The 17,541-nt window shown below is 47.0% G+C and carries 14 protein-coding genes; 7 read left to right on the forward strand and 7 right to left on the reverse strand.

The window, feature by feature from the left end:
- Positions 1-20: 20 nt before the first annotated feature.
- Positions 21-1,919, forward strand: a complete 1,899-nt coding sequence (gene secD, locus GVV58_RS11925) for a protein translocase subunit SecD (protein WP_005168609.1) — start codon at positions 21-23, stop codon at positions 1,917-1,919.
- Between the two features lie 8 nt (positions 1,920-1,927).
- Entirely contained in the window at positions 1,928-2,902 is a 975-nt protein-coding gene (secF, locus tag GVV58_RS11930) for a protein translocase subunit SecF (RefSeq protein ID WP_171502647.1), read from the forward strand.
- 47 nt (positions 2,903-2,949) lie between these two features.
- On the opposite strand, the gene GVV58_RS11935 is transcribed toward secF, so the two are convergent.
- The 5 genes from GVV58_RS11935 to cysM form a co-directional block, all read right to left on the reverse strand.
- Positions 2,950-3,603 carry a hypothetical protein gene (locus tag GVV58_RS11935; protein WP_159516640.1) on the reverse strand — a complete coding sequence of 218 codons (654 nt, stop codon included), beginning with the start codon at positions 3,601-3,603 and terminating at the stop codon, positions 2,950-2,952.
- A gap of 100 nt (positions 3,604-3,703) precedes the next feature.
- A complete protein-coding gene (locus GVV58_RS11940; RefSeq protein WP_005098082.1) occupies positions 3,704-6,013 on the reverse strand; it encodes a bifunctional (p)ppGpp synthetase/guanosine-3',5'-bis(diphosphate) 3'-pyrophosphohydrolase in 2,310 nt (769 codons plus the stop codon).
- A 44-nt stretch (positions 6,014-6,057) separates the two neighbouring features.
- Positions 6,058-7,434 (reverse strand): 23S rRNA (uracil(1939)-C(5))-methyltransferase RlmD, encoded by a 1,377-nt coding sequence (rlmD, locus tag GVV58_RS11945; RefSeq protein ID WP_159516641.1) that lies wholly within the window; start codon positions 7,432-7,434, stop codon positions 6,058-6,060.
- A 6-nt stretch (positions 7,435-7,440) separates the two neighbouring features.
- On the reverse strand, positions 7,441-8,259 hold the full coding sequence (locus tag GVV58_RS11950) for a 3'-5' exonuclease (RefSeq protein WP_159516642.1): 819 nt from the start codon (positions 8,257-8,259) through the stop codon (positions 7,441-7,443).
- A gap of 18 nt (positions 8,260-8,277) precedes the next feature.
- Entirely contained in the window at positions 8,278-9,207 is a 930-nt protein-coding gene (gene cysM / locus GVV58_RS11955; protein ID WP_005098086.1) for a cysteine synthase CysM, read from the reverse strand.
- A 366-nt stretch (positions 9,208-9,573) separates the two neighbouring features.
- On the opposite strand from cysM, the gene GVV58_RS11960 reads away from it, so the two are divergent.
- The 5 genes from GVV58_RS11960 (at position 9,574) to rsfS (ending at position 15,499) form a co-directional block, all read left to right on the forward strand.
- Positions 9,574-12,381, forward strand: a complete 2,808-nt coding sequence (locus tag GVV58_RS11960; RefSeq protein WP_159516643.1) for an ATP-binding protein — start codon at positions 9,574-9,576, stop codon at positions 12,379-12,381.
- Between the two features lie 105 nt (positions 12,382-12,486).
- A complete protein-coding gene (locus GVV58_RS11965; RefSeq protein WP_100329837.1) occupies positions 12,487-13,275 on the forward strand; it encodes a crotonase/enoyl-CoA hydratase family protein in 789 nt (262 codons plus the stop codon).
- Positions 13,276-13,311: 36 nt separating this feature from the next.
- The gene (locus GVV58_RS11970; RefSeq protein WP_005168630.1) at positions 13,312-14,181 is read left to right on the forward strand and encodes an NAD(P)-dependent oxidoreductase; all 870 of its coding nucleotides are present in this window, start codon (positions 13,312-13,314) and stop codon (positions 14,179-14,181) included.
- A gap of 40 nt (positions 14,182-14,221) precedes the next feature.
- The gene (locus tag GVV58_RS11975) at positions 14,222-15,010 is read left to right on the forward strand and encodes a TIM barrel protein (RefSeq protein ID WP_100329839.1); all 789 of its coding nucleotides are present in this window, start codon (positions 14,222-14,224) and stop codon (positions 15,008-15,010) included.
- Between the two features lie 81 nt (positions 15,011-15,091).
- A complete protein-coding gene (gene rsfS, locus GVV58_RS11980) occupies positions 15,092-15,499 on the forward strand; it encodes a ribosome silencing factor (RefSeq protein WP_005098092.1) in 408 nt (135 codons plus the stop codon).
- Positions 15,500-15,764: 265 nt separating this feature from the next.
- Here the strand turns inward: rsfS and GVV58_RS11985 are convergent, their stop codons facing one another.
- Together GVV58_RS11985 and GVV58_RS11990 are read right to left on the reverse strand one after the other, a co-directional pair.
- Complete coding sequence (locus tag GVV58_RS11985; protein ID WP_159516644.1) at positions 15,765-17,210, reverse strand: NAD(P)(+) transhydrogenase (Re/Si-specific) subunit beta; 1,446 nt, start codon at positions 17,208-17,210, stop codon at positions 15,765-15,767.
- A gap of 3 nt (positions 17,211-17,213) precedes the next feature.
- Complete coding sequence (locus GVV58_RS11990) at positions 17,214-17,537, reverse strand: proton-translocating transhydrogenase family protein (protein WP_004281642.1); 324 nt, start codon at positions 17,535-17,537, stop codon at positions 17,214-17,216.
- Positions 17,538-17,541 lie beyond the last annotated feature (4 nt).

The following is a 17,541-nucleotide window of genomic DNA, read 5'->3' on the forward strand; positions in this document are numbered from 1 at the left end:
TCATTTTAAGAAGAAAATAAATGCGTTACCCAGCATGGAAATATGTACTGATTCTAGTTGTACTAGTCATCAGTACCTTATATGCCCTGCCAAGTTTGTATCCAGATGAACCTGCTGTACAGATTTCGGGTGCCAAAGCCGGTACTCAAATTGATGCAAGCATCGTACAAAAAGCAGAGCAAATTTTAACAACTGAAAATATTGCCACCCATGACAATAGCTTTAGCAACAATGCTGCCTTATTACGTGTAGATTCAAGTGAATTGCAACTTAAAGCCAAAGAAGCTTTACGTCGCGGATTAGGTGATGATTACGTGGTTGCATTGAACCTTGCCCCGACCACGCCGGAATGGCTGCAAAAAATTGGTGCCAAGCCAATGAAGCTGGGTCTGGATTTACGTGGCGGTGTTCACTTCTTACTCGAAGTGGACATGGACAAAGCGATTGCGCAGCGCATGGAAACCTCTGCGACAGACCTACGTCGTCAGTTGCGTGATAACAACCTGAAATTTAATAGCCTGAACTTAAGCAGCAACACCATTGTGGTGCAGTTTGCCAGCAATGATGATCGTGCTGCAGCGATGGACTTCTTGCGCCGTAATGGCAATGAGTTTACCCAGCAGGCTGTTGCGACTGATACCGGTTCGACTTTACGTTTGACTTATACTGATGTACGTAAGCAAGAAATCGAGTCTTATGCAGTCAACCAGAACTTGACCACCTTACGTAACCGTATTAACGAGTTAGGTGTGGCAGAAGCACTGGTGCAAACCCAGGGCAGCAACCGTATTGTGGTTGAATTGCCGGGTGTACAGGACACAGCCGAAGCCAAACGTGTTTTGGGTCGTACTGCAAACCTCGAGTTCCGTCTGGTCTCTGACCTGAATGATCAGTACATCGATCCATATACCGGCCAGGCAACGGGTACATTGCCACCGGGCACAGAAGTATTCGCTTATGAATCACTGGACAGCGGTCGTCAGCTGCTGTTGAACCGTAACCGTATCTTGACCGGTGAACGTGTTCAGAATGCATCAAGCGGCTTTAGCCAGGACACTGGCGGTGCTGAGGTCAACATTACCCTAGACAGCGCAGGCGGCAAACTGATGTCGGATGCGACCCGGAATGCGGTCGGCAAACGGATGGCAGTATTGTTCATCGAGAACAAACAGCGCATTAGCTATGTAGAAGATCCAGCGACTGGGACTCAAACTGAAGTGCGTACGCCATATACTGAATCTGTCGTGATTAATGCTGCAACTATTCAGGCAGTACTCGGCTCTCAGTTCCGTATTACTGGTCTGGATTCTCCGCAGGAAGCTGCTGAACTTGCCTTGATGCTACGTGCAGGTGCTTTGGCTGCACCAATGTACTTTGTCGAAGAACGTGTGATTGGTCCAAGTCTGGGTCAGGAAAACATCGACAAAGGGGTACTTTCAACGCAAATCGGCTTCATTCTGGTGGCGATCTGGATGGTGGTATTCTTCCGTCTGTTTGGTGTGATTGCCAACTTTGCTCTGGTCTTTAACCTGGCCATGCTTCTTACCGTCATGTCATGGATTGGGGCTTCTTTAACCCTTCCTGGTATTGCCGGTATCGTGATTACCATCGGTATGGCGGTAGATGCCAACGTACTGATCTGTGAACGAATACGGGAAGAGATGAAATGGGGTGCCTCGCCGAAACAGGCGATCGTGGCGGGTTATGATCGAGCCTATAACACCATTTTTGACTCGAACCTCACCACCTTCCTGGTTGCATTCATTCTGTTCGCGATTGGTACAGGTCCGATCAAAGGCTTTGCCGTGACCCTGATGATTGGTATCGTCTGCTCGATGTTTACTGCCATTACAGTAACCCGTGCCGTGGTACAGATCATTTATGGCAAAAAACGTAACTTGAAAAAGTTGAGCATTTAAGGAGATCGATGATGACTGAAAATACTCAACTGAATCAGAAACAGTATGGTCGCCCTGAAGACGAACGCGTCATTCCGTTTATGAAGATTGCTTTGCCTGCGGCATTGTTGTCTATCTTCTTAACGGTTGCGAGTCTGTTCTTTATTGCCACTAAAGGTCTGAACCTGGGTCTGGACTTTACCGGTGGTGTGGCAGCCGAGCTGAACTATACCAATCCGGTCAAACCGGAGGATGTTTCCAAGGCACTGAGCCAGGCTGGCTTCAACGATGCCGTGGTGCAGACTTTAGGTTCAGAACGCGACCTGATGGTACGTATGCCCGTTCAGGAAGACATTGAAGCTGAAGACCTGACTAAAGCGGTCACAGCAGCGGTTCAGCTGCCAAATAATGCGGCAGAGGTACCGAAGCTTGATGTAGTCGGCGGACAGGTGGGTAATGAGCTGTATGTCCGCTCTGGTGGCGCGGTGGCACTGGCACTCTTGCTGATGCTGGTCTATGTCACCATCCGCTTTGAGCTCAAACTGGCGATCGGTGCAGTACTGTCGCTGTTCCATGACATCGTGGTGACCCTCGGGATTTTTGCCATGACGCAGTGGCCATTTGACCTGACGGTACTTGCGGCACTCCTTGCGATCATTGGTTTCTCACTGAACGATAATATCGTGGTCTCTGACCGTATCCGTGAGAACTTCCGTAAGATTCGGGGTGCAGAACCGCTTGAAGTGATTAACATTGCCCTGACCGAAACCTTACGCCGTACCATTCATACCTCTATGACGCTATTGCTGGTTGTTGTTGCAATGATGGTTATGGGCGGTGATGGTCTGAAATGGTTCTCGATTGCGATGTTTGTCGGCGTTTTTGTCGGTACCTACTCTTCAATCTATATCGGGACTGGATTTGCACTTTGGCGTGGTTTAAACCGTCAGGACTTTATCGTACAAGTCAAGCCAGAATTTGAAGACGAAAACCAGATTCCCTAATCTGATATTTCATTTTCATCGTTCAGCCCGTCCTAGGATGGGCTGAATTATTTCTGCTGTTTGAATGTTGAAGTAGCCGGCAGAATCGCAATCACTGGATGGATTTTTTCAATATCTGTTTTTTGGAAAATGACTTTCCGATTTTCATCCAGACTTCGAAATTCATAAACATCCTGAGCTTCGCCCAACTCTTCTAAAATGAGCTGCAAGCCGTTGACCAGATACACACAGCACATCCCAAAAACTGGCAACTCTTTATCACAAACCAGCCACCAGTCCGGTTTCAGAATGGGAAAATAATAGTGCTCTGCCACCTGAATCGCATAATGCTGTGCTTGCAGATGAAAAATATCTTGATTGAACGAAACCATAGAATCTATGGGATTGAGTTTAAAGGCCTGCTGCTGTACCACCTGCATCTGAAATAAAGCGACCTGTTCTATAGCTGTAGCAAGTTCAATCTTCGGTTCGACCGTCTGATCCAGAATTAAATGAGCTAAGCCAAGTTGCTGTTCCAGTTCCCTTGCCACCTTCTCTCCGATCTGGCGTTTGCTATTCAGTAACTGCGCGATATAAGCAGCAGACAAGCCAAAATGCTCGCAGATCTCTTTGCCGGTTTTAAATTGCTGGGTGTCAATCAGCTGATCAATCACTTTTGTCAGATGATGTCGTCTTCGTTCAAATATTTCTGGCGCACTCATATCGGTCTGTTGATCTGTTTTTATCCATTTTGTTCAAATACCTTACAATAAAAAAGCCCACAATTGAATTGCAGGCTTTCTTCAGCTTAGAAATAAAGAATTAAGTGCCCTGTACCAGACGGCGGGCGCTGATAATGCCCGGCTGCTGTTCAAGACGCGCCAGCAGTTTGGAAAGTTGCGCCAGACCTTTAACTTCAATCAATAGCTTCATATTGGCAATACCGTCCGCTTCCGAAATAGTATTGACCTGACGGATATTGATCTGGTCGGAAAAAATCACTTGCGTCAGATCTTTGAGCAGACCACGTCGATCATAGGCTTCCACCACAATCTGTACGCTCTGGCCACGTGTTGGCTGCATTTCCCAGTCGGCTTCTACCGCACGTTCAGGCTCTTGGGTGATCATGCGCACATAGTCCGGACAAGCCACCTTATGAATGCTTACCCCACGATTCAGGGTGATATAGCCAGCGATCGACTCACCATGCACCGGTTGGCAACATTGCGCGACATGCAGCTCTACGTTATCCAGCCCGTCAATCAGAATACCGTGCGCTGACAGCGTATGACTGGCACGCGGATTCAGCGCTGGCTTCAGCACCAGCTCAGGTTCATCCTGATCCAGATGCATATGACGATTCACCTGATTAATCAAGGCATGCAGGCTGATATCACCATTGACCAGATTCACCAGAATGTCATCACCGGTTTTGACATTAAAATGATTGCAATAATCACTCAAATCGATTGATTTTGGATGAATCGCCAGACGTGACAATTCTTTATTCAGCACTTCACGGCCGACTTCCAGGTTTTTACTGCGGTCCTGTTGACGGAACCAGTGGCGCAACTTGTCGCGCGCACGTGCAGTCTTGATATAACCCAGAGAGTTAACCAGCCAGTCCCGATTCGGCTCACGGTCTTTTTTGGTCAGAATCTCGACCTGTTCCCCGGTTTTCAGGGTATAGGTCAGTGGCACATAGCGCTGATTGACACGCGCGGCATAGCATTTGTTACCAACTTCGGTATGCACATGATAAGCAAAGTCGAGCACAGTTGAATCACGCGGCAACTCTTTGATATCACCATCACGACTAAACACATAAATTTTTTCGAAGCCTTCGAAGTCTTGAATATGTTCGAAGTTTTCGATTTCATCTTCTGCTTCTTTATGTGCACTGGACTCATTGCGTTCCTGATAATGCTCGAGAACTGCGCGTAAGGAATGCAAACGATGGTTAAAAGAATGATCGGTGGTTTTCGAGCCTTCTTTATAATTAAAGTGCGAACACACCCCCAGCTCTGCTTCTTCATGCATGCTGTAAGTACGAATCTGCACTTCAAGTGATTTGTTCTCGGCAATTACAGCCGTATGCAGGGAACGATAGCCATTGGCTTTTGGATTGGTAATATAGTCATCAAACTGATGCGGAATATGTCGCCAGATCTGATGTACAATCCCTAAACTGTGGTAACACTCCGGTACGCTCTTGACCAATACCCTTAAGGCACGAATATCATAGAGCTGGTCAAAACTCAGGCTCTTGCTTTTCATTTTTCGATAAATCGAATAAATGTGTTTTACGCGTCCGTTAATTTCAGCTTCGATGCCATATTCAGACAATTCATTGCGTAATTTATCAATCACGAATTGAATATATTGCTCTCGCTCTAAACGTTTTTCATTCAGTAAAGAAGCAATTTCTTTATAACGTTCTGGCGCAAGATAACGGAAGGCCAAGTCTTCCAGTTCCCACTTTAACTGGGCGATGCCTAAACGGTGCGCCAGTGGTGAGTAGATCGTCAGAATTTCTCGGGCAACCCGCTCCTGACGTTCACGCGAGGAATTGGTCAGCTCACGCAAGGCATAGGTACGCTCTGCCAACTTCACCAGAACCACACGCACATCTTCAGTCACTGAAATCAGCATTTTATAAATGCCGGACAGATGTTCACGCTGATTATTATCGAAATGGTCTTCCAGACGTTTATTTTTTTCGATCAGTTCAGACAGTTTACCCATGGCCAGCGTGCCCTTGACCAGGCTATGCACTTGCTCACCAAATTTTTCTAACACTTCAGTCAGTGGCATGACGCCTTCACGCACCGAACGATAGAGCATGGCCGCAGACAGGGTATCTTCATCGACATGCAGATGTGCCAAAATATCTGCCATCTCAATACCGGTATAAAAGGTATTGGAACGATGCTGAACCGTACTTTGCAGCTCTCTTTCTAATGTTAAGTGGGCGACTTCTTCGAGCTGCTGTAAAGGTGCCCCATCTAATATGCCACGAACCCGATCCAACCACTCAGTCAGATCGTGGTGTGCTTGTTCGGCATGTTCTACAGTCGTCTCCTGTGACAACTCATTGAGTCGTCCAGGGAGTTGCTCACGTACTGTGACCATACCCTTCTCCTACTTGTAAATACATCATTTCTTCAATCGTTCATTTAATTTTCTTTTTCGAACAATGCAATCGATTCAACATGCCCAGTATGCGTGAACATATCCATCACTCCGGCTTGAGTGAGGCGATAACCCTGTTGTACCAAGAGCCCTGCATCTCTTGCGAGTGTCGCAGGATTACATGACACATAAACGATTCTTTTTGCACCAAACTGAGGAAGATAATGCATGACTTCTTCTGCGCCAGCACGTGGCGGGTCAATCAATAATGCATCAAAACCTTGATTTGCCCAAGTCTGGTGCGAGAAATCTTTGGTTAAATCTTGTGAATAAAAAGCAACTTGGGCAATACCATTATTTTTGGCATTTTCCGCACCGCGTTGCACCATTTCTTCACTCCCTTCCACCGCAATCACCTGACCGGATGTGCCTACACAGCGTGCCAGTGCTAGAGAAAAATTTCCTAATCCACAAAATAGATCCAGAACCCGCTCACCCTGTTGCAGCTGTAGCAAATTACATGCCAGCGCTACCATTTGCGGATTGATAGTCGAATTCACCTGAGTGAAGTCCACAGGATTAAAACCGAATTTCACATCAAAGTCATCAAGACTATAGTGCAAGCGCGCCGCGGCATCTGGAGCATCAATTCGCGAGAGTGTATCTTTGCCGGCAGGCTGCACATACAGTTGCCAGCTTTTCTGTAACGTAAATTCGCGCAATTGGTTGACATCAGCCACTGATAATTTTGCAGTTTCACGCACCAGTAAGGCAATATCCTGATCCCCCATGGCCAATTCTATATGACCAATGTCAGCCTTGCCATTGAGACTTTGCAGCAATTGTTTAAGGCTTGTAAGCGATCCAAATTCACGATCCAGAATCATGCAGCGATCAATCGAGGTTAATTTATTGCTTTGATTCTCACGAAAACCCACCACCAATGTGTCTTTAGCCGGCAGATAACGCACTCCGATCCGGGCTTTACGGCGATAATCTTCACGCTCGGAACGTAGCGGTGCAAGCCACTGCACAGGCTGGATGCCAGCAAAATGCTGTAAATGCGATTTCAGCACATTCTGTTTTAGTTCAATCTGTGCATCGGCTGCGATATGCTGCATATTACAGCCGCCACAGACCCCAAAATGTGCACAGATCGGCTTGACGCGAATTTCGGAAGCTTCGCTGAGTAATTCAAGACTGTCAGCTTCTTCCAGTTTTTTAACTTCACGGGTAATGCGAGCACGCACGGTTTCACCGGGCAAGGCATAACGGATAAAGACTTTCTTGCCGTGTTTATGCGGTGGATGATCCGGGTGTGAACCATAATGAGCGATGCCACGTCCCTCATGCGAAAGTGACTCAACCTGAAAAATGTACTCGGGTTGCTGGGTAGGACGTGTGTGTGCTCGATGCTTCATGAAAACCTAGGATGTGGGAGTTGGAAAATCAAAACGGCTAAAGTCAGTTCTTTGTGACGTTTCACGCCAAACCGATAAAAAGTCCGCATGCTGCGGTTGGGTATGCAAATATTGAATCGTACTGTGCAGCAAATGCTGATAATCCGGCAATAACAGCTGTCCTTTTAACAACAGCCAGCGGATATAGACCAGCCAGGTATTCAGCACATCGCCTTCACAATAAGAGGTCAGTTCGGTCCATTGCTGATTGCGGACATATTCAGGAACCCGATAGGCCCCGTCACCGCGTTTACCCGGATAACCCAGCAAATGTGCAACATCGTCCAGCTTCTGGAAATGACGCGCATGGAACATGGCCATCACATCCATTAAGTCGACATGACGATGATGGTAACGATTCTGGTAGTTATTATAACGCTTTTGCGTGTCAATTTCGCCCTGATCGAATAGACTCGGTGCAGAGAGTCCATGATACATGGCACGGTATAAAATCACCGGTAAATCAAACTGTGAACCATTCCAGCTGACCAGCGTCGGATGACGCTTATCAAAAATCGATAAGAATTTTCTTAAAATTTCCGCTTCAGAATGCTGTTCCCGGCTAAAAGAAAACAGCTTCATGCCCTGCTCATCGATCCATAAACCGGAAATACAGACAATTTCATGCAAGGGCGGACGCTGAAAATCAGAGCCTGAATCCTGACGGCGCAGTTTGGTCAGGGCCTGATCCAGATCTGCTTCAGGCAAGTCCAGACCAAATAAATGCGCGCCTGATTTGAGATCGGTTTGGGTTTCAATATCGAAAGTTAAAACAGGCAGGCGCATAACACAGTGCTCAAATAATTATTCAGAATCTTGCACAGAGAATAACCCTGTAGACAAGTAACGGTCACCACGGTCACAAATAATACACACAATGACGGCATCCGGATGTTCTTCCGCCAGCTTTATGGAAGCCCACACTGCACCACCAGATGAAGTACCAGCACTGATGCCTTCTTTCTGCGCCAGCTTACGCATGGTTTTTTCAGCTTCAATTTGTGGAATATCGATAATACGATCCACGCGACTGCGATCAAAAATGGTCGGCAGATATTCTTCCGGCCAGCGACGGATTCCGGCAATGCTTGAACCATCAGATGGCTGTAAACCCACGATCTGAATCTCCGGATTCATTTCCTTCAGATATTTCGAGACACCCATAATAGTGCCGGTTGTACCCATAGAACTGACAAAGTGGGTAATCTTGCCACCGGTTTGCTGCCAGATTTCAGGACCTGTAGTCAGATAATGTGCTTCGACATTATCCGGATTGCCAAACTGATTCAGTACCAGACCCACGCCATCATTTTGCATTTGAGCGGCCAGATCACGTGCACCTTCCATGCCTTGTTCTTTGGTAACTTCAATCAGCTCGGCACCATAAGCACGCATCGCATCCTTACGTTCCTGACTCATATTGTTCGGCATGATCAGCTTCATTTTATAGCCACGCATCGCTGCGACCATCGCCAATGCAATCCCCGTATTTCCGCTCGTTGCTTCAATCAGGGTATCACCCGGCTTGATCTGTCCACGCTTCTCGGCCTGCATGATCATATTATAGGCCGGACGGTCTTTGACCGATCCTGCCGGATTATTGCCTTCGAGTTTCGCGAGTACTGTAGCTTGAGTGTGACTTACCAGACGCTGTAAACGCACCAGTGGCGTTTTGCCGACATAGTGGTCTAACAAAAATTCATCTGCTTGAAAATCGGGGGTGGTATTACTCATTGTGTGCACCTATATCGAGGTGCGGCTATTGTATGAAAAAATGCTTTTCCCTGCATCCATTTAGCACTGCTTTTTCAGGAAACTCTCTAAAACAGACTCAGTATCCTGCTATAAACTTCATTTCCCTGTGATTTAGCAAGATCAAGCAGCTCAGCTGTGAATATAAAAGCGTTATTTTCAGCCCCGGACTTTCAGACGACTGAAGTCTTCATCGCCCGCTTTTCACTGTATTTCAGCAATCATTTAACTGAAATCTCTTGTATTTTTAAAGGTTGATCTGAACCCTTATAAAAATAATGCTTAAATTTTAACTGTCGATTTAAAGCATGCTAATATGCCAGACATAAAGAAAATACTGCTTAAATCATGTCAACGATCAATAAAAAGCTGTTTAAACGCCTACACTTAAATCACGCCTATGGACAGTTGATTGCGCTGATTTTTGTGCCGATTACTATTTTGGCCTGTGTTGGCGCGATGCTGGTGTTGACTGAAACCTCGAATGCCGCACGTGCCCAGCAAAAGCAGATGGCAATTGCCATTATGACGCGTTTTCAAGGCACGTCTGAGTATGCACTGGATATTTTAAGCCTGTATCCCTGGCAATATGATCAGGCCCACAATGCCATGCAGAATATGCTCAATGAAAAACATCTGGTTCGGGCAGCCATTCTGGATGACAGTGGCAAGAATCGTTTAGGTATCGGCTTTCAGGAACAGGCCGCTTGGCCCGATTTTGATAAAAGCGGTAACTTTATTGGCCCGATTCTGCATAAAGACAATCATATTTATGCCATTAAAGTGAATGAAAACAGTTTTTCTAAAGGCTGGCTGGCAATTGAACTGGATAATCAGCCGCTGGAAATTGCCCGTTACCGGGTCTTGATCGTATTGATTGCAACGGGTCTATTAACCTTATTATTGTTATTACTCTGTCTGAATTTCTACTCACGGCGCTGGATTGCACCGATGTATGAAATTCGCATGCAGTTGCAACGCCTGAATGCCGATACCCTCGGCCAGCATATGGTGATTAACAGCACCGGAGAGCTACGTTTACTGCAACGGGATATTGCCAATGTGGTAAAACGTCTGCATTTTAGTTTTCTGGAACTGCGCGAACATACTGAACAGACTGAAGATGATTTACGTCGTACTTTAGATACGCTCGAAGTACAGAATATTACTTACCGTCAGGCACGTGACCAGGCGATTTCAGCCAACCAGGCCAAGTCGGTGTTTTTGGCCAATATTTCCCATGAACTGCGTACCCCGCTCAACAGTATTGATGGCTTTATTCATCTGCTCTTGCGTCAGGGCAATCTCAGCAATGAGCAAAGTCTATATTTGCAGACCATTCGTAAATCTTCCGCACATTTACTGGCGCTGATTAATGATGTGCTGGATTTTTCCAAAATTGATGCCGGCAAACTGGAACTGGAAACCGCAGCTTTCGATCTGGAAGAAGCCATTTTTGATGTGATGGACATGCTCTCACCCCTGGCGGCACAAAAACATATTGATATGGCCTTCTACTACGCAGATAGCGTACCGAAACATGTGATTGGCGATGCGCTACGCTTTAAGCAGATTCTGACCAACCTGATTTCCAATGCGATCAAATTCACGCCGGATGGCGAAATCATCGTGCGGGCACGTATGGAACATGAGGGGATCGATCGATGTGTCTTGCATTTTAGTGTACAGGACAGCGGCATTGGCCTGAGTGGTACCGATCGTAAAAAATTATTCGAGTCTTTCTCACAGGGCGATACTTCGGTCACCCGTCAGTTTGGCGGTACAGGGCTGGGGCTGGCCATTTCCAAACAGCTGGTCAGCCTGATGCATGGCCAGATTGGTTTTGAAGATAATCAGGAACGTGCCCCAACCGAAAAAGGCTCAACTTTCTGGTTTACTGCACAATTCCTGGTCGATGAAGATACTGTAATTGAACATCCAGATTTCAATGAATTGACGGTGGTGTCTTATCTGGCCCATCCGGCAACCGCGAACGTCTTGCGTCATTATCTGGAAAATTATCAGGTCAAGCATATTGAATGCGCATCGATTCTGGATCTGTTTAGCCGCCTGAATCATCTACAGAATTCTGAAAACACCTGGCTCATCGTCGATCATAGTGGCGACAGCGAAGTCCTATTACGCGAGATCCGCTCGCGTTATCAGGGTCATTTGGCCGTATATGGTTATCAGATGCAACTCGATCCAAGCATGCTGAACGACCATCGTGCCCGTGCTCTGCATCAGCCACTCAGCCGCAGTGCCTTGATTCAGCTGCTGGGCAATCAACCGGTCTTCGATCAGGAACAGCATGAAGACTTTAATGGTCAGGGTCTGCATATTCTGGCCGTCGATGACCATTTGCCCAACCTGATTGTTCTGGAAGCATTACTCGCTGAACTGAATGTCACCACCAGCAAAGCCCTGAGCGGACAGGAAGCGATTGATATCATCCAGCGCCGTTATGAGCAGAAACAGCCGGCTTTTGATCTGGTCTTTATGGATATTCAGATGCCGGTGATGTCGGGAATTGATACCACACGTGCGATTCGCTCACTGGAATCGACCTTTGAAAACCATAACCGACTGCCGATTATTGCCCTGACTGCACATGCGCTGTCGGATGAAAAACATAAGCTGCTGCAAAATGGCATGGATGATTATGTCACCAAGCCGATCCAGATCGAGCAGATTGTGCAGATTCTGACCCACTGGACCACAGAACATTTTAAACGGCTTCCAGTGCTGGAACGCGCCCATGTGATTGATGCACTGGATCCGAATATTCTGGACTGGCAGCAAAGCCTGCAACTGGCAGCCAATAAGGAAGATCTGGCAGTAGACCTGTTGCGCATGCTGGTCGACAGTTTTGCCGATGAACTCACTGAAATGCAGCAGCTAATCGAACTGGAAGATTTCCCGCAACTGGAACATGTCTTGCATCGTTTATATGGTGCAACCCGCTATGTCGGCGCACCGACTTTGCAGAAAGTCACGGGCGGATTTGAACAGTTCGTTTCAACCCTGCGCAAAGAACGTCGCAAGGCCGACGAAAACTTTGTTCAAGACGTGCTGAAACATTTTGATGAACTTAAAGCCGTGGTCGAACAAGTTGAACAGGCCGCCCAGCAAATTCTGAAACAACATTTGAATTAAAACTTGAAGCTGCTCAGTCCGTGACTTAGAAAGTATGACTGAGCTGTCATGCAAGCTCATAGGCCACATGCTATGCTCGGCTCAGGAAAAATAAGGAAGAATGCCATGTCACTCGTGCGCTTGGAAAAAAATAACGGCATTGCCACAGTTACACTGAATCGCCCGGATAAACGCAATGCCATGAGCTTTGCCCTGCTGCGTGAACTGGTTGCGACTGCGCAGAAAATCAAAAAAGATAAAAGTATCCGTTGCGTCATTTTAACCGGTGAAGCGCAGGTGTTTAGTGCCGGCATTGATCTGGCCGATTTAAATAATCCTAAAAATCGTGCCTATGCGGCCTGGGAGTTAATCCGTCCGGGTCAGAGCCTGTTCCAGAAAGCCTTTCTGGTCTGGCAGGAATTACCGGTGCCGGTGATCGCTGCGATGCAGGGCTTCTGTTTTGGCGCTGGTATGCAGCTTGCTCTGGCCGCAGATATCCGTATTGCACATCCTGATACCAAAATGTCGATTATGGAAACCCGTTGGGGACTGGTACCAGATATGGGACTCAGCCGTTCGCTGAAAGGCCTGATTGGGATTGATCTGGCCAAAGAGCTGACCTTGACTGCCCGGATTTTTGACGGTGCCTATGCCAAAGAGATTGGTCTGGTTACCCATGTGGATCAAGAACCACTGGCACGCGCACAAGCATTGGCTGAGGAAATGCTGCAACGCTCTCCGGATGCCCTGATGGCCTCTAAGTTTGTACTGGATGCCATGCAGCATCGCCCAAATAAATCTTTACGTATGGAAAAAATCTGGCAGCTCAAATTATTGCTAGGTAAAAACAGTCAGCTGGCTCGCAAAAAGGACAAGAATCCGGAAGTCCAGTTCGTGCCACGCCAATATAACTAAATCGAGTTAGAGTCCAAGCAAGGAATAAGAAAAAGCATGCAGTTAAATCGCGATACTAAGATTGCCTTTTTGGGTATGGGCCTGATGGGACGCCGGATGGCGACCCGTCTACTACAGGCAGGTTTTCAGGTCGCGGTATGGAACCGTACCTCGGCGGCTTGCCATCCCTTAATCGACTTGGGTGCAACTGCGCTGTCTTTGAATCAGATTGCGGATTATCCAGTGATTTTGACTTGCTTGGCAGATGATCAGGCGGTGCAATCGGTCTTTGAGCAGATCGTGCCGTATTTGGTTGCCGATCAAATCATTGTGGATTTTTCCAGCCTTTCGGTGCAGCAAACCCACGCGCTTGCAGCACAAGCACAGACCAGACAGGTGAACTGGATTGACTCCCCAGTTTCAGGCGGTACCGCAGGTGCTGAACAAGGCAGTCTGGTGATTTTTGCCGGTGGTGATGCCACAATGATTGAACATCTTGACCCAATTTATGCAGCACTTTCACAGCGCGTTACCCGTATGGGCGACACCGGTACTGGTCAGGCGACCAAAATTTGTAATCAGCTCATTGTCGCAGCCAATAGTACCCTGATCGCGGAAGCAGTGGCATTGGCGGGCCTTGCAGGTGTAGATACACGCCTACTGGCACCTGCCTTGGCGGGTGGTTTTGCCGATTCCAAACCTTTCCAGATTCTGGCGCCACGTATGGCCACACAAACTTTCGAACCGGTGCAATGGAAAGTGCAGACCTTATCTAAAGATCTGAACAATGCCGTGCAACTGGCCCAAAGCTTTGACCTGGATGTTCCGGTCGCGACTCAGGCCTTATCACAGCTGCAAATCCATCAGGCCCAGGGCTTTGCCGAGGCCGATCTGGCCACTGTGATTCAACAGCTCAAGCACGCATAATTTTTACTTTTGTAATACCCTGAATGTATAAGGAAAATACATGATTAAACTCGCCGTTAACCTGTCGATGATTTTTACCGAAGTGCCACTCATCGAACGCTTCGCACTGGCTCGAGCACAGGGCTTTAATCATGTCGAAATCCAGTTTCCTTATGAATTGACGATTGGCCAGATTCAAAATCAGCTCAGCATCCATCAACTGAACTTATGCCTGATTAATGTGCCTGCCGGTGATTTAATGCAGGGCGGCCATGGCCTGGCCGGTATCCCGGGGCGGGAAATCGAGTTCCGTCATGCTGTTGAACAAGCCATCCAGTATGCCACGGCCTTAAATGTACCTCGGGTCAATATTCTGGCAGGCAAACAGCCTCTGGATTGTGACCTGTTGCCCTGCCTGAATACGCTGGCAAGTAATCTGAAAATGGCCTGTTCAATGCTGCTCGAGCATCAAATTGAACCGGTCTTTGAAATGGTCAATGGCACCGATATGCCACGTTTTTTGATTCAAAATGTTGCACAAGCTCAGGAAATGCTGGAAGCAGTCAATCATCCGGCCTTAAAAATGCAGTATGACTGCTATCACATGGCGATGATGGGCGAAGATGTACTGGAAAATTTAAAAGAAAATATTCACCTGATTGGTCATATCCAGTTTGCGGATTGTCCGGGACGACATCAACCCAATACGGCGTCTATTCAATATCATGATATATTTCAGTGGTTAAAACATAGTCAATATCAAGCTTATGTCGCTGCCGAATATAAGCCGATGCAGCATTCCAATGACTCCTTTGTCTGGAAAGCCGAATTCTTTCCGGAGCATGACTGAGTGGACTGCGGCTTCATTTGAAATTCAGCACTAAAACCGCTATATTAGACCATGCATAATTGTTAGGAAATTACACACCCCATGAATTTAGAACCATCGCCCAGCGCTTCTAATTCTCACGATCTTACTATGAATTCAAATTCTCAAGCTGTACAGGACTGCTTAAAAGTCGTACATGCTGCACTTGAAGATGTAAAAGCAAAAGAAATTGTTGAGCTTGATGTCAGCGGTATCAGTAATGTGGCTGATGCTATGGTCATTGCAAGCGGCACATCGACACGTCATATCAAATCACTGGCCAATAACGTTGCTGAAGAAGCACGTAAAGCTGGCTTCCGTCCGCTTGGTATTGAAGGCGAACGTGATGCTGAATGGATCCTCATCGACCTCGGTTATGTAGTGGTTCATTGTATGCTTCCAACAGCGCGTAAATTCTATGATCTAGAAAGCTTATGGCGCAATCCTGCAGATACAAACTCTGTAGCGTAAAATCAAATATTCAAAAAAGCGACCTGTGTAGGTCGCTTTTTTATTGCCTGTTCATCGGACTTTATAAGCGTTAATACAACTCAAGCTACAGCTATTTTTCTTTAATTTTCATCTTGTCTTATGCACCGATTTGATGGGTATTTTAGGATAAATTCATCATAAACATAGACGTTCGATGACCGCTCAATCATCCTTTTTCCAAAATATAAAATATAAAATAAAAAATCCCCCTTTATTAAAGGGGGACTTAGGGGGATTTAAATGATTAGTGACCCGTACCATTAATCGCTTTGGTCATATCTTCCACCACTTTCTTGGCATCACCGAAGATCATCATGGTCTTGTCGTTATAGAACAAGTCATTGTCCAGACCTGCATAACCGGTCGCCATTGAACGTTTGATTACCATAATAGTACGTGCTTTATGCGCTTCCAGAATCGGCATGCCATAAATCGGCGATGTTGGATCATCTTTGGCTGCCGGGTTGACAACGTCGTTTGCACCAATCACCAGCACCACATCCGTTGCCGGGAAGTCAGAGTTGATTTCATCCATCTCTAAAATATCTTCATAGGGTACGTCAGCTTCAGCCAGCAATACGTTCATATGACCTGGCATACGACCTGCCACCGGATGAATTGCAAAACGTACGGTTACGCCCTGCTCTTTTAAGATGTTCGCAAGTTCTTTGACCGCATTCTGTGCACGACCTTGCGCCATACCATAACCCGGTACAATCACCACGCTGTCCGCATTTGACATGAGGAAGCCCGCATCATCTGCTGAACCAGAACGGTGGTTACGTTGTACCTGCTCACCCGCACCTGCTGTCGGCGCAGCTGTACCGCCCATTGCGCCACCAAACAGAACGTTGATGATTGAACGGTTCATGGCTTTACACATGATATAAGACAGAATCGCACCTGAAGAACCGACCAGTGAACCTGCCACAATCAGCATGTTGTTTTCAAGCGTGAAACCAATCCCGGCTGCAGCCCAACCAGAGAATGAGTTCAGTAGCGAGACCACCACCGGCATATCACCACCGCCGACAGGTGCAATCCATACCCAGCCAAAGACCAGTGCAAGTGCTGTCATTGCCCAGAATGCGGTCATATTCCCTGTTGAGAAGAACATGAAACCAAACACCAACATGGCAATAAAGATGATGGCCTGAACAGGTTTTACCCATGCGCCAGAAATGGTTTTTGCCCATTTCTTCGCAGCCAGTTTTCCATAAGCAAAGACTGATGCTGTAAAGGTAATTGCACCGACAAAACAACCCACGAACAGTTCAAATAAATGAACACGGCTCATTTCATGGAAATTGACACCATTGGCCGCCAAAAGGTCTGGACCGAGTTCAATCAGTTTGTTGTTATGAATAATTGCAGCAATCGCAATCAAGACCGCAGCCAGACCCACCAATGAGTGCATCAGCGCCACAGTTTCTGGCATTTGGGTCATAGGGACAGTACGCGCACGGGCAATACCCACCACCGCACCTGCTACCATTGCGCCCACAATTATCCACACCACAGGATTATCTGCAACAAAGAAGGTGGTCAATACTGCAATCGCCATGGCGATCATACCGTAACGGTTACCTTGAATTGCAGTTTTAGGACCTGATAAACCACGTAGCGTCAGGATAAAAAGAACGGCACCAATCAGGTAGAACCAATCCGCATATTCTCGAATCATTTCCATGGATTAACCCTCTTTTTTCTTTTGCTTAGGTTTAAACATTTCCAGCATACGTGCAGTCACGGCAAAGCCACCGAAAATATTGATACTGGCCAGGAACACCGCGATTGCACCCAGCACGCTCACCACGTTAATGGTCTGGAAATCCACGCTGCCTTCAACGCCGATCACCGGCAGACCAACGGTCTGGATCATCGCACCGACAATAATGATCGATGACAAGGCATTGGTGACCGCCATCAACGGCGTATGCAATGCTGGTGTTACCCCCCACACCACGTAGTAACCTACGAAAATGGCAAGGACAAAAATCGTAATTGTTTCAACCATGAGT

It is taken from the genome of Acinetobacter sp. 18QD2AZ41W (assembly GCF_009829025.1).
Taxonomy (GTDB): Bacteria; Pseudomonadota; Gammaproteobacteria; order Pseudomonadales; family Moraxellaceae; genus Acinetobacter; species Acinetobacter pseudolwoffii.

Coding starts and splice junctions, on each gene's coding strand:
- rlmD (WP_159516641.1), bottom strand. CDS start 7,434: ATGAAGCATCGAGCACACACACGTCCTACCCAGCAACCCGAGTACATT.
- GVV58_RS11950 (WP_159516642.1), bottom strand. CDS start 8,259: ATGCGCCTGCCTGTTTTAACTTTCGATATTGAAACCCAAACCGATCTC.
- secD (WP_005168609.1), top strand. CDS start 21: ATGCGTTACCCAGCATGGAAATATGTACTGATTCTAGTTGTACTAGTC.
- GVV58_RS11940 (WP_005098082.1), bottom strand. CDS start 6,013: ATGGTCACAGTACGTGAGCAACTCCCTGGACGACTCAATGAGTTGTCA.
- rsfS (WP_005098092.1), top strand. CDS start 15,092: ATGAATTTAGAACCATCGCCCAGCGCTTCTAATTCTCACGATCTTACT.
- GVV58_RS11990 (WP_004281642.1), bottom strand. CDS start 17,537: ATGGTTGAAACAATTACGATTTTTGTCCTTGCCATTTTCGTAGGTTAC.
- GVV58_RS11970 (WP_005168630.1), top strand. CDS start 13,312: ATGCAGTTAAATCGCGATACTAAGATTGCCTTTTTGGGTATGGGCCTG.
- secF (WP_171502647.1), top strand. CDS start 1,928: ATGATGACTGAAAATACTCAACTGAATCAGAAACAGTATGGTCGCCCT.
- GVV58_RS11965 (WP_100329837.1), top strand. CDS start 12,487: ATGTCACTCGTGCGCTTGGAAAAAAATAACGGCATTGCCACAGTTACA.
- GVV58_RS11985 (WP_159516644.1), bottom strand. CDS start 17,210: ATGGAAATGATTCGAGAATATGCGGATTGGTTCTACCTGATTGGTGCC.
- GVV58_RS11960 (WP_159516643.1), top strand. CDS start 9,574: ATGTCAACGATCAATAAAAAGCTGTTTAAACGCCTACACTTAAATCAC.
- GVV58_RS11975 (WP_100329839.1), top strand. CDS start 14,222: ATGATTAAACTCGCCGTTAACCTGTCGATGATTTTTACCGAAGTGCCA.
- cysM (WP_005098086.1), bottom strand. CDS start 9,207: ATGAGTAATACCACCCCCGATTTTCAAGCAGATGAATTTTTGTTAGAC.
- GVV58_RS11935 (WP_159516640.1), bottom strand. CDS start 3,603: ATGAGTGCGCCAGAAATATTTGAACGAAGACGACATCATCTGACAAAA.